This is a genomic window from Clostridium puniceum, assembly GCF_002006345.1.
GTDB lineage: Bacteria > Bacillota > Clostridia > Clostridiales > Clostridiaceae > Clostridium > Clostridium puniceum.
On sequence record NZ_LZZM01000143.1, the window covers coordinates 1 to 13980 of the forward strand.

The 13980-nt window shown below is 28.1% G+C and carries 9 protein-coding genes; 1 reads left to right on the plus strand and 8 read right to left on the minus strand.

All coding sequences use genetic code 11. The features are described 5' to 3' along the window. Nucleotides 1-188: 188 nt before the first annotated feature. A complete protein-coding gene (locus tag CLPUN_RS10775; RefSeq protein WP_077847285.1) occupies nucleotides 189-1166 on the minus strand; it encodes an AIR synthase family protein in 978 nt (325 codons plus the stop codon). A gap of 96 nt (nucleotides 1167-1262) precedes the next feature. Between CLPUN_RS10775 and CLPUN_RS10780 the strand changes: the two genes are divergently transcribed. After that, on the plus strand, nucleotides 1263-2981 hold the full coding sequence (locus CLPUN_RS10780; protein WP_077847286.1) for a hypothetical protein: 1719 nt from the start codon (nucleotides 1263-1265) through the stop codon (nucleotides 2979-2981). A gap of 59 nt (nucleotides 2982-3040) precedes the next feature. On the opposite strand, the gene CLPUN_RS10785 is transcribed toward CLPUN_RS10780, so the two are convergent. The 7 genes from CLPUN_RS10785 to CLPUN_RS10815 all read right to left on the minus strand — a co-directional run bounded on the left by CLPUN_RS10785 (nucleotide 3041) and on the right by CLPUN_RS10815 (nucleotide 13959). Continuing rightward, a complete protein-coding gene (locus CLPUN_RS10785; RefSeq protein ID WP_077847287.1) occupies nucleotides 3041-4537 on the minus strand; it encodes an ABC transporter substrate-binding protein in 1497 nt (498 codons plus the stop codon). A 200-nt stretch (nucleotides 4538-4737) separates the two neighbouring features. After that, nucleotides 4738-5010: a hypothetical protein gene (locus CLPUN_RS10790; RefSeq protein WP_077847288.1), complete on the minus strand. Its 273-nt coding sequence runs from the start codon at nucleotides 5008-5010 to the stop codon at nucleotides 4738-4740. Nucleotides 5011-5013: 3 nt separating this feature from the next. Beyond that, the gene (gene ligA / locus CLPUN_RS10795) at nucleotides 5014-7005 is read right to left on the minus strand and encodes an NAD-dependent DNA ligase LigA (protein WP_077847289.1); all 1992 of its coding nucleotides are present in this window, start codon (nucleotides 7003-7005) and stop codon (nucleotides 5014-5016) included. A gap of 145 nt (nucleotides 7006-7150) precedes the next feature. Then, nucleotides 7151-9418 carry a DNA helicase PcrA gene (gene pcrA / locus CLPUN_RS10800; protein WP_077847290.1) on the minus strand — a complete coding sequence of 756 codons (2268 nt, stop codon included), beginning with the start codon at nucleotides 9416-9418 and terminating at the stop codon, nucleotides 7151-7153. Between the two features lie 456 nt (nucleotides 9419-9874). Beyond that, nucleotides 9875-10591, minus strand: a complete 717-nt coding sequence (locus CLPUN_RS10805) for a pseudouridine synthase (protein ID WP_077847291.1) — start codon at nucleotides 10589-10591, stop codon at nucleotides 9875-9877. Between the two features lie 104 nt (nucleotides 10592-10695). Then, entirely contained in the window at nucleotides 10696-11514 is an 819-nt protein-coding gene (locus CLPUN_RS10810) for a lytic transglycosylase domain-containing protein (RefSeq protein ID WP_077847292.1), read from the minus strand. 54 nt (nucleotides 11515-11568) lie between these two features. Beyond that, nucleotides 11569-13959, minus strand: coding sequence for a triple tyrosine motif-containing protein (locus CLPUN_RS10815; RefSeq protein WP_077847293.1), 2391 nt, complete (start codon nucleotides 13957-13959; stop codon nucleotides 11569-11571). Nucleotides 13960-13980 lie beyond the last annotated feature (21 nt).

The window sequence follows — 13980 nt, forward strand, 5'->3', positions numbered from 1 at the left end:
AATCTTTGGTGATATAATCATATTTAAGTCATTCCTTATGTGATGTATTTGGATTTTTAGCGAAATTATTATACCACAAAGGAATGGCTTATTTATTTTTTACAAATTTTGTTTACTCAACAACCTAGTATATTAAATAAACATATGTAGTTTATTTATCGAGCATATATATTATTTTAAGTACTATCTTATTTTATATTAAATAATTCATCTCTTTTAGGTGGTTTAACCTTAATTTCCTTATTATCCTCAACTAAGATTCCATCTTTTTCACATATTGTTCCTATTATGCTACCATCAATTCCTTTATAATTAAGTTTTTTAATTAATTCTTCTCCGTTTTTAGTAATAATAAGCATACTTCCAGATGATATAAGTCTAAGAGGATCTATTTGAAATTCCTCACAAACTTTTTTAGTTATATCAAATATAGGTATCTTATCTTTAAATATTTTAAACCCTTTATCTGATGCCATAGCAACCTCAAATAGGCCTCCTAAGAGTCCGCCTTCTGTTATGTCATGCATTGAATTAACACCAAATTCTCCGCCTATTTTTCCCTCTTCTAAAACACTTATTTTATCTATCAAGCTTTTACCAAAGTCTATTTCTTCTTTTGATAATACATTTTTAAGTCTTTCTTCATAATCATTTATCAAAATATGAGTACCTTCCAAACCCATGGCTTTCGTTACAATTATGTCATCACCTAATTGCGCTCCTGCCGTCTTTATAGATTTGCCTTTTTTATTTTTTCCTATTACAGTAACAGATATAACCATCCTATTCACTGCACTTGTGACTTCTGTATGTCCGCCTATTATTTCAACCCCAATTTTTGCTGCTTCTTCATCAATTTCATGCATAATTGTATTTATTTCTTCTATACTTGAAGATGTAGGTGCCAATATTGTAATTAAAATCCCTATAGGTTCTCCACCTGAGGATGCAATATCATTACAATTAACATGTACTGCTAGTTTTCCAACATTCTGATTTGCGCCTGTTATTGGATCTGTAGAAAATATTCCTTCACAATCTCCAAAATCAATTATAGAACAATCTTCTCCAACATCATTTCTAACTTTTACTTCATTTCTTTTTATAGTTTTATTATTTAATATAATATTTTTCAAATCATCAAAATCTAATTTTCCTTCCTTCATTTATAAAAAATCTCCTTTTATTTATATTTTATGCACTTTTCATTTATTAACTTCATATTAATGAATAAGATGAGAATTTTATGAGAGGTGTATATTTTGAGATATATAGGACCATTTTTTAGGATGAATAGCCTTTCCCAAAAAGAGATTAGTGGTCAACTTTTTCATTTAGCAAAAGAATCAATAAAAACTTTAGTATTAAGCTCTAAATGTGGTCTTCTGGCACAAGTTAGAGTACCAAAAAAATCTTCTATAAATGATATTAGCATATTAAATAATTTTTCTCCACTATTATGCTTATATAGGAAAGCATCACCTATGTTTATCCATAACAAAACCAGTCATGGATTTGATGAATCAAGCTTTAAAAAGGAAATAAACCCTTCTACAAATGCGCTTATGACTTTGTGTTTGCTTGAACTAGGCGAATATTATTCTCATTATGAGGAAGGAAACAGAAATGTATTATCTCTTGAAAAACCATTTAAATATCTTGCAAAAGAGCAATTACAATTTTATTCTGAAAATTTAAGAAATAATGAAGGTTTATTCATTGATAAAAAAAATATTTCTGATGGTAATTCTAAAGGCTTTTCTTTAATGGAAAAGGACAGCAACTTTAAATTTTCTGATCAAGCTTTTATGATGGCTGCTTATTTAATGTATTCATATTATAATAGCGATGATGAAATTAGTAATGATTATATTAATTTTTCATATGAGATTTTGGATATGTTAAGAGATTATAAATCAGCCTTATATGATTTATCCTTTGGAGAAATCACTCAAATATTTCTCGCACTAAATGTATTCTATAAATACTCTGATAACAAAGATGCAAAGAAACTCATTTTAGATTTAGGTGATTTTTTAATTACTAAGTTTCAAGAAAAAGATTACTATTTAGATTCAATTGATGATTGTTCACTATTTTATATTTGTTTAATGGAAGCTTATAAACATACAGAAATTATTTCTTTTAAAGAAATGGCTAAAGAAATAATAGAAAAATTAACTAACCTATATGATTCTGATAAAAATATGTTTATTAAATTAAATGATAAAAAAGAAAGTAAATATTCATGTCTAGAGATTAATTTTTATCTTCTTGCGTTAATTATCAGCTCTCTTGAAGAAGACAACAATATGGAATTAAAGCCTCTTATTTCTGGTATTTATAGAAAATTCTTTATAAATGGTGGTCTTTTAACTAGCTGGCCTGAAGCACCTACTTTAGATGAAGTTGAAAGGTATAAAAAATTAAGTTTGCGCTCTGATGATATGTTAGATGAAACCTATTTTAGAATGCCTATATGTCCTACTCCAAAAAGTACAGGATTAGCCCCTATATTTGTTAAAAGTTTGAATTATTCAAAGAAAAAAGATTCCTTAAGCATCAATAAAAATTCCTTCGATAGTAATAAAAATATGCTTAATTTCTTTTTAATTATTTACCTCCTTAAAGATGTAGTTAAAGACTTTATGGAATTTAGATCTTATTCTAATTTTGAAATTCCAATAAGCGTAAGAAACGTTGATTCAGAAATTGATAACACTACTTCTAACATTACTAACAATGATTCATCTACACAAAATTCTTCTGAAATTATTAATTCAACCATTGCTTTAAATTCTTCAATTATTAAAAATTCTAATTCCTTAGAAGAATCTGAAAAAAATAAAATTATACTTAAAAATCCTTCTAATAATCTTTTATCAAATAAAAATAATTTTCCTAAAATAAACTCTTCATTAAAAAATAAGAAATATAAAAAAAATAAAACTAAAAATCGTCATAATGCTAAAAAAGCTTAAATTTATAGATACCCAAAGAAAACTATACTTATGGGTATCTATAAAATTCTTTTTATTATTTATTTAAGTGTGGCAAAATCTACGTTCCCATTTCCATCTAATTTTAGTTCGGATATTTTATTAGAAATAGCTATATTTTCATTATAAAATACTAATGGAACAATATTGTAATTATCAAATAAACTTTCTTCTAAACTTGAATAATCATACTTTTTTTCATTAGTTTTTATCTTTTCTAAAATACTTTTCTGTCCCTCCGTCAAATATTCCTGAAAATTTGAATAGAAACTTTGTTTATTATTTATATTTGCCTCATTATTAATCAAAATCATATCATATCTATTTTTCAATTCTTCATCTTCAAATTCTTCTTTTACTAGGCTGTATTTTACAGTTATGTTTGTATTCTCTCTAAACCATTCCTGAATATTTCTACACAAAATTTTATTTTCATTATTATCCTTACACAATAAAGTCAACACTTCAGGCTTATTCCAACTTCCTTCCTTATTACTAAAAACTTTTCTAGCTTGTAATTTGGTTAAGTCTTTTTTATCTTCCCTAAAGAAACTTCCCTCAGCAAGATCAAATTCATTATTATTCAAATTTTTATAAGCTTCAATAGCTTTACATATATTGTTATAAATCTCTCTTCTACCTTGAATTGGAATAGAATTTTCCTTACTATTGATAAATAAATATGTTCCTTTCGACTCTGGAATTGTTATTAACTTTTTTCCTTCAGCCAGCTTATTAAGTTCACTTTCAGGTGGATTTATCACAAGATCTCTTTCTGAAACCTCGTATGATGCCATGGACACTTCAACACTATCATCATTTACTATATTAATATTAGATATATTTACATCATTGCTTATTACACTTCTTTTCAATGTAATCTTATTTTTATTAATAGAATTAATTTTATAATCTCCAGAATAAACTAAGGTATCGTAATTCTCCCTTATATTTCTCCACATTATTAAATATTTTCTTAATCTATATTGAGGTTTAGTTAATTCACTTAAAAAGTTATCTTCTTTTTTATTTAACCTGATAATAACAGAATTATCAGTTCCCTTTATAGCAACTCCATTTTCAAATACTACTTTTCCTTCTTTGAATTTCTTTGCTCCATAAACTTGCAGTAATGCTTGTATGTTTTGTTCATCTTCTTCTTTTAATAGTTCTTTAAAAAATACAACTATATCCTCAGTAGTTATTTTGCTGCCATCACTCCAAAAAATATCATCTCTAATTTTAAACTCATACTGAATACCCTCTGAGTCTTTTATAACTTCACTTGCTAAAGAAGGTATTATTTTATTATCTTGATCCTCTGAAACTAATCCTTTACTCACAGCACATATAATATCCTCATGACGCTTAGATAAATTAGTCACCTTTTCTAAATCTTCTGGAATTTGATCTATGCCATAACTTAATGTTTCATCTAAATTGTTACTAGTCATATTGTCACTTTCTTTATTTATAAATCCTAAGCAAAATACAATTATATATAATAGAATGATTACATAAAAAAAATATTTTTTCATAGCTTACACCCTTTACTTTCATTTATACATTGTATTATTGCCAAAACTATTTCTTCTAATCAAAAAGCTGACTCCAAATAAAATCATTTTGAAGTCAGCATATGAATTACATATTATTTTAACAAATAAGTGAGTATATTTATTTTATTTCTAAGCTAATAATTTCTCCAATTACTATCAAAGAATATTATAAACTACTATTATTTAACAAAATTCAACATAAAGAAAATCAAAGAGATTGCTATTACAAAACTAAGTGTAGCATATAATATTCTCTTTTTCCCAGTTTCATTAAGAAGAAATCTAACACCTAAAATTGTCATAGTAACACAAACTCCAAGTTGCATTGGCAAGTATGAATTAAAAATTTGACCAACATAATAAAATTGATATGTTGTTGTAAAAGTACAAATTATTAAAATGCTTGTTATAAAAGCTGCTATAAATCCAAGCAAATTCACTAACCTTTTCATACTTTACCTCCTTAATATTTCCTCAAATTCTTCCTCAGAAATAACTTTAACTCCTAATTCTTGCGCTTTAGTTAATTTTGAGCCAGCAGCTTCTCCTGCTATTACATAGTCTGTTTTCTTACTAACACTACCAGCAACTTTAGCACCTAAACCTTCTAGTTTATCTTTTATTTCAGTTCTAGAATAATTTTTAAGCGAGCCGGTTGCCACAACAGTTTTTCCTTCAAAATGGTTTTCCACAACTTCTTTTTCATTAAATTTAGGATTAACACCTAAATCTAATAATTCTTGTATTGTTTCCATTAATTTCTCTTCACTAAAAAATTCCATAACATCTTTTGCAACTATATCTCCAACATCTTGAACGCTTACTAATTCTTCAAAAGTGGCATTCTTCAATCCTTCTATAGATTTAAACCTATTAACTAAATCCTTCGCAGTCTTTACCCCTACATTAGGAATACCTAAAGCGTATATAAATGAATACAATTCACATTCTTTACTTTTTTCAATAGCATCCAAAAGATTTTGTGCTTTTTTAGGTCCGAATTTTTCTAAATCTATTAATTCTTCTTCTTTTAACTTATATAAATCAGAAATAGATTTGATATTAAGCTTTTCAAATAATTGTTCCGCTGTTTTTTCTGAAAAACCTTCTATATTCATCGCTTCCCTGCAAGCATAGTGAACTATACTTTTAACCAATTGCGGTTTACATGATAAAGTATTTTCGCAGAAATAATGTGCTCCATTTAAAATCAAATGGCTTCCACATGCAGGACATACGTCTGGTACTTTAATTTCCTCTGATTCCTCTAATGATTCTGGTACAATTCCCATTATCTCAGGAATAACATCATTACTTCTACGCACAAATACTTGTGCACCAATTCTAACGCCTTTTCTTGCAATATCATCCATGTTATTTAAAGTTGCTCTTTTAACTGTAACTCCTGCAAGTTCTACTGGCTCTAATATAGCTGTTGGTCCAACTCTTCCACTTCTTCCAACATTCCATTCAACATCTATAAGTTTAGTTATTGCTTCCTGTGCTTCAAATTTATATGCAATTGCCCATTTAGGAAATTTAACAGTGTATCCCATTAATTCTCTTATTCTAATATTATCAATTGCAATTACTAAACCATCTATATCATAATCTAAACCAAATCTAATATCTTCTATTTTTTCTATTTCTCTTTCAATTTCATCTATAGATGTACATACTTCAAGATAATTATCAACAGGGAGTCCTTGTTCTTTTATAAATTTCATCATTTCTAAATAAGTCTTAAACTGGGTTCCTTCTTTATACCCTACATCATAAAAAAATGCTGAAAGGTTTCTTTTCGCAGTTTCTTTCACATTAAGATTTCGGAGTGCTCCAGCTGCACCATTTCTTAAATTCTTCAATGGGGTTTCTGAAGTCTCATTATATTTCTTAAAAGCTTCTTGAGTCATTACAGCTTCTCCATGAACTTCTAACACATCCTGGTTAGTAATTTTAAGTGGAATTGATTTTATTGTTTTCACTTGTGCTGTTACATCTTCTCCAATACTTCCTGTTCCTCTAGTTGCTCCAATTTCAAGTATACCTTCATTATTATATGTCAAATTAATTGTCAGTCCATCGAATTTCTTTGTAAGTACATATCTTAAATCTGGTAAGTCTTCACCTTTATTTCTTGCCTCTTCAATAAACTTAATATTCCTATTATGCCAATCCTTAATCTCCTGTAAACTTTGAGCCTTATCTAAACTCCAAAGCCTTGCTTTATGGGTATACTTTGTAAATCCATCTAAAACTACATCTCCAACCCTTAGCGTGGGTGAATAAGGAAGTATATATCCAGTTTCTCTTTCTAGCTCTTGAAGTTCATAATATTTTTCATCATAATCCTTATCACTTACAGAAGGATTATCTAAAGAATAATATTCATATGAATATCTATTTAATTTTTCCACAAGTTCCTTTATTCTTTCAACTTTATCCACAACTACCTCCAAATTAATCAGTTGAAATCTAAAATGAAGATTTCTAAACTACTATATATTTTTAAACCAATGCTTTTTTATTTATTACCGTAAGATTTTCAAAATATTATAGTTACTTCTGATTTGCAAATCAGTATTAAATTTATTAGATCATTTTTAGTTTTGCAAATGATAATAACAATGATTTAATACCTTGCTTATCAAAAGCAACAGTTAGCTTTTTATCATTTCCTGAATCTTGAACCGCCACAATTGTTCCTACTCCAAACTTATCATGTACAACTTTTCTGCCAAGAGTAGCTTCACTGGCTGTTATAAATTCTGCTGCAGTTGCTGTCATAGAACTTTTTTCAATTATATTATTAATTCCACCATTATTCAGAGTATATGCTTTATTAGCAATAATGCTATTTCTTAAACTATGTGGATTAGTATAAGAATTACTCTGAATCACTCTATCTCTACTTTTAATATTTGCCTTTTCTACACCAACATATTCCTTAAGCTCTGACTTTATTTCGTTAATAAAATCAGATTGAGAATATGCTACAGTTTTACCAAATACTCTTCTAACCTCAGCTGAAGTCATAAATAGCGTTTCTTTTGCTCTGGTTATTCCAACGTAACACAATCTTCTTGACTCTTCCATCTCAGAATCTTTTTCAAAGGATGCCATCCCTGGGAAAATTCCATTTTCCATACCAACCATAAATACTATTGGGAACTCTAACCCCTTAGCACTATGAATTGTCATTAATACTATAGCATCATCCTCTTCTTCAATTTTATCAGTATCTTGAACTAAAGATACCTTTTCTAAATATGCAGATAAAGATTTATCCTCGCTATTTTTTTCAAAATCTACAGCGTCAGATACTAATTCTTTTAAATTCTCAATTCTACTCTTGTCTTCAATTTCATTAGACTCTTGTAATTGCTTAAGATATCCTGTGTCTTTCAATATAGATTCAATTAACACAGATACTGGTACAGTTTCACTTAATGTCATTAAGTTTTCTATTAAGGCAACAAAGGGCTCTATAGTTGACACATTTCTTGATGTTAATGTTGGTATACTTTTAACTTCTGATAGCGCATCCCACATATTCAATTCAAAATCAGCAGCAAAATCTTGCACTTTAGAGACTGTTGCATCTCCAATGCTTCTTTTAGGAACATTGATAATTCTTTTTATACTGATATCATCTTGCGGATTAACAAGCACTTTTAAATATGCTAACATATCTTTTATTTCTTTTCTATCATAGAACCTTGTACCACCTACTATTTTATATGGAATTCCTTTTCTTCTCAAACTTTCTTCAAAAATTCTTGATTGCGCATTTGTTCTATATAAAATAGCAAAATCATTATATTTCTTATCTTCTTTAGTTTTTATATCTAGAATTTGTTTTCCAACGAAATCTCCTTCATCACTATCCGCATATGCTCTGTATATCTTAATCTTGCTACCCGGTTCTTGCTCTGTTCTTAATACTTTACTTTTTCTATTTGCATTATTAACAATTACAACGTTAGCTGCATTTAATATGTTTCCTTTAGATCTATAATTTTGTTCTAATTTAATTACTTTTGCACTTGGATAATCTTTTTCAAAATCTAAAATATTGGTAATATCTGCACCTCTCCACTGGTAAATACATTGGTCGTCATCCCCTACAACACATATATTCTTATATTTAGCTGCCAATAATTTTACCAATTCATATTGAGCACCATTAGTATCCTGATACTCATCAACCATAATATACTTAAACTTATTTTGATAAAATTCTAATACTTCAGGATTACTCTTAAAAAGTTCAACTGTTTTAAAGATCAAATCGTCAAAATCTAATGCATTATTTTCTTTCAATCTTTTTTGATACATTTCATAAACATCTGCAATTTTTTTTTCTCTAAAGTTAGATTCATTTTCTAACATATAGCTTCTAGTTCCCTGCATTTTATCTTTAGCTTTTCCTATCTTCCCCATAATCTCCTGTTCAGTTATATCCTTGTCATTAATATTGAGAGTTTTCATACACTCCTTAACTAATATCTTTTGGTCTGAACTATCATATATAGTAAAGCTGCTTTTATAACCTATCTTATCTATTTCTCTTCTTAAAATCCTAACACAAGTTGAATGGAAAGTGGATATCCACATGTTATCAGCTCTTTCACCAATAAGTGCTTTAACTCTATCCTTCATTTCCTTTGCGGCCTTATTCGTAAATGTTATTGCCAATATACTATAAGGAGCAATTCCAAGTTCTTCAATCATATGAGCCATTCTATGAGTCAACACTCTTGTCTTGCCTGAACCTGCTCCAGCCAAAATCAGTACCTGCCCATCAATTGTAGTTGCTCCCTCATATTGTTCTTTATTAAGTAATGTTTTTAAATCCATTTACCTATTCCTCCTTTCCTAACCTTTAAATATTATACCATATGTAATAATATTTAAATAATTAAGGAATATAAATTTTGTATTATCAACATAATAGCAAAAACTGAATGAAAAAAATCACTAATTATAATTTATGATTTTTTTCATTCAGTTTATATAAATTTTATAATTTTATTATCTACATATGATTTTTTATTAGATTTCATTATGATATCGTATTCATTTCTGTAGTAAACTTTTTCATTTTTTTACACAAAAAAACGCAACCCTTGGGGCTAGGTTGCGCTTTAGCAATAAGCAATAAGCAATAAATAAAAAGGGGGCTATATATTCCTTTTATTTATCCTTGCAACAATATTATAGGGTATTATTATTAATAATGCAAGTCATTTAATAAAATTTATGAATATTTTTAGAATAAATGAATTATTTTATTGCAAAATAATTTAATATTCGTTAATAACTCTTTAAAAGGGCTAATTCTTCATCTGTTAATTCTCTATATTCGCCTTCTTGTAATTCTGGATCTAATACAAGACCTCCAAATTCTTCTCTTTTTAGATATATTACTTTTTTCCCAACAGCTTCAAACATTCTTTTTACTTGATGAAATTTTCCTTCTTGTATCGTAAGTCTAATTTCTGCTCCTTCATCACTGCTAGTTAATATTTCAAGTTTTGCTTCTAAACATTTATACCCGTCATCTAATGTAATTCCATTTTTAAAAGCTATTATATCTTTTTCATCAACCTTCTTATCAATTTGAGCATAATAAACTTTATCAACATGCCATTTAGGTGCTATCAATCTGTGATTAAGCTCACCATCATTAGTTAATAGTAATAGACCAACAGTATCCTTATCTAAACGTCCTATTGGAAATGGTTCAAATACTTGATGATCCAATTCTAACAAATCAATTACAGTTTCATCTTTATTATCTTGAGTTGCAGATATAACACCCTCTGGTTTATTCATCATTAAATATACATACTTACGATATAATATTTCTTCCCCATTAACTTTTATAACTGATTTTTCCGGATCAACACTCATTCCATTATCTTTTACTATAACTCCATCAACTTCTATAAGTCCTTTTTTAACAAAAGATTTCACATCTTTTCTACTTCCATATCCTAAATTAGAAATTATTTTATCCAATCTTTCCAACTTCATCACTCCAATCTTTTCTATTCTACAGCTAACTAATTTATTTTTTCCTATCTTGACTTATTTTATCATAGTATTGAAAAAAGTCTAGAATGCAAAGCATTCTAGACTCCACTACCATAATACCCCATTACTTTTGGGACATAATTTCGAGTTTCTTGTGGCATTTTATATAAATCAGCAGCTGATGAAACACCTCTTTTTTGCATAGTACCTGGACCACCATTATACGCCATGAGTGCTAATTCTGTATTTCCATCATATTGATCCAAATACTCCTTAAGCAGTTTAGTTCCACCATTAATATTTTGATCTACATCATACGCATCTGTAATTCCTAAATGGTTAAAATTTTCTGGCATAATTTGCATTAGTCCTGCCGCTCCAACACCAGATGTTGAATAAGGATCAAAATCAGATTCTTGCTTAATTATGGCTAATATTAAATTAGAATCTACTCCATAATTATTAGCTGCAGTGCTTACTGCACTATATATTTTTTTTATATCAACATCACTTCTATTAGCTAATATGGATCCTGAACTTTTACCAACGTTAGAATACCTATTGTTTAAAATTAACGGAATATCTTCTAACCTTTGTCCTGCTGCATATTTTTGTATTGCTCTAGCAGCAACACCCTTACTTGCAGCATTTAAATCTGCACTATTACTTGCCACATCAGTTTCAGACGCTTTATTATCATTATTGTTTGCTTCTTGTGCTTTCTTATTTATTTCCGTAACAGTATTTTTATTAGAATTTTTTTCTGTTAAATTTTTCATTACTAATTGAAATGCTAAGTTTGTTTCATCATTAGTACTACTATTTGAACTAGAGTCATTGGTTACTTGTCCATTTGATAACATATTCATCGCTAGTAGTTGTTCATTTGAAATTTGATTTAAGCTATCTATTGCCATCTTTAAATACCTTTCCTCCTAATTTTATCTAAAGTTATTATCGAACTATTTTTTTTAACCTTTAACGAAAAATACTATTTGATCATAATCTTCATAGCTAACTTTTTTATAATAACTCTTTGTTAATGCTAAAATTTTATATTTTCCTGAAGCAAACGGTATAAAGCTATAGTGATGCTTTCTACTATATTCTTGTACCTTCTTCCATTCATTATTCTCCATTAAATAAAATTCATAGCAAACATCCTTTCCTCCCCTACTTATAGCTTCAAAGGTAAATTCTTCATTTATATTGCCTTCTAATTTATTAGTTATTATTTTAGTTTCTATTACTGGTGAGGCTTCACTTATATTAATATTTATTTGCTTCTTCGAATCATATTCATCCTTGCATTTTATATTTTTTACATATACATCTATTGTATATTTACCTGCAATTTTAGGAATAAATCTTAATTTTTTATTTTTCGAAAAGTCAGTTTCTTCTACAAGATGTCCATTAATTTTAGTTTCATATTTAACTAAAACACTCTGTGTATTTTGGATAATACATTCAAATTCTATAGTATCTCCAATCAAATAAGTTTCTTTATAAGGTAATATAATATAATCTATTTCTCCTGGTAAATATTCCATAGCTTTTAAATATACAGTTGCATTGGTATCATAAGGTTTATCGGAATATCTATCCCTAACCATTATTTCTATTTGGTATTCTCCAACATCCTTCGGAATATAACTAATCCAATTAGATTTTTTATATTCTATTTTTTCTAAATTCCTATTATTCTTCTTAATTATAAATGCATATTCAAGCCTTGTGCCACCTTCTCCTTTAACCATTATGTTAACCGACTCTCCAATTATAATTTTCTTTTCTTTATCAATTACAATATCCAAAATCTTTACTGGTCTGCTTCCCTTTTTTTCAATTGTAAATGCAATTTTTTTAGTAGCTTCATATTCTCCAATGTAGTTAATATCTTTAACATATAATATAATTTCATATTCCCCTGCATCCATGGGATTCCATATAAATTGATCTTCACTTATAAAACCCGTGTCCACTTCAATAGGACCATTAACCTTATATCTATATAATAAACTATTTCCACCTTCTACTTCTGAAGTAAATTTCAACTCTGTTTCAGTTGTTTGAGGAGAATTTAAACTAGCTACAAAACTATTAATTTTAATATTCTTATAAGGCTTTACATTATACATTAAAACAGCCCTATCATCATATTCTTTGTTAGAAAATATATTCTTTACAAGGCACAGAATTCTATAGCTTCCTGCTTCCATTTCTTTGTAATATACATGATTTTGGGTAGAGTAATCCTGTATGCAAATAGATTTTCCATCCTTGTAAATTTTATAAAACTTGTATAATAGTATGATCTGATCTTTTTCTTGTTGCTCCTGTCTAATATTAGTTTCCACTTCAAATTCAAGCTTTTGACCAACAATTAATGATTTGCTCAAACATTTAAAGTTTGTTATTTCTATTTTTCTAATATTTTTCACCATTACTTTTATAGTTCTATAATCCTCAAAACTTTCAGTAGATTCCATTTTTTTGCACTGAATCAAAAATTCTTTTTCTCCTGCTTGAGTTGCTGTATATTTTAAAATATTACTTGCATCATAATCTCTAACTATATCCCAATCTTGATAACTTTTAATATAAAATCTATATAAACATCCATTTTCATTCTTAGGTAGTACTTCTATAAAACACTGTTCTCCAACTACAACTTCTGTTTTATCAATTATTATATCCTTTATGAGACTTCTTTCTATTTCAAGACCATCTTCTGATTCTTTTTGAGGTAATATATTATCATTTTCACCTAATACTACTCCATCAAGAAATTTAACTTTCTTCCCCTCAACCTCTCCATTACCAACCAAAGTTTCTTCTTCCTCCTTTGACAGTTCTTTTACTTCAAGAAATAAAACATTATCTTCTAAATTAGTTATTGCGTTTTTAAAATCTATTTTACATTCATTATAATCCTCTTTTTTCATTTTCACTAAAGTTTTCTCCTCACAACCAACTATCTCACTAAAATCTACTTTTAATTCTCCTTGATTTACAGCTTTTTCAATAGACACTTCTTCATGCATAGTATTTATTACATTTCCATCAACTATAGAATAATCCTCTTTCGCTAAATAATCTAAAGGTTTTTTTCCGAACTTTTCCCTAGCTTGTACCATGACCATATACTCTCCTTCTATTTTAGGTTTCCATGCACACTCATTCTTTCCTGAAAATTCTTGTATAGTATTCCAGACTCCACCTCTGCCTACGATAAATTTATATTCTAAATTTCCAACTTGACTATCTATTTTACTTGAAATATTTATTTCTGTTCCAATATTTTGTGGTGTTGGCTTATCAAAAACAATCTCAACATATTTTAACTGAAGCTCTTCCATGTAATTCATTCCCCTTTCTCT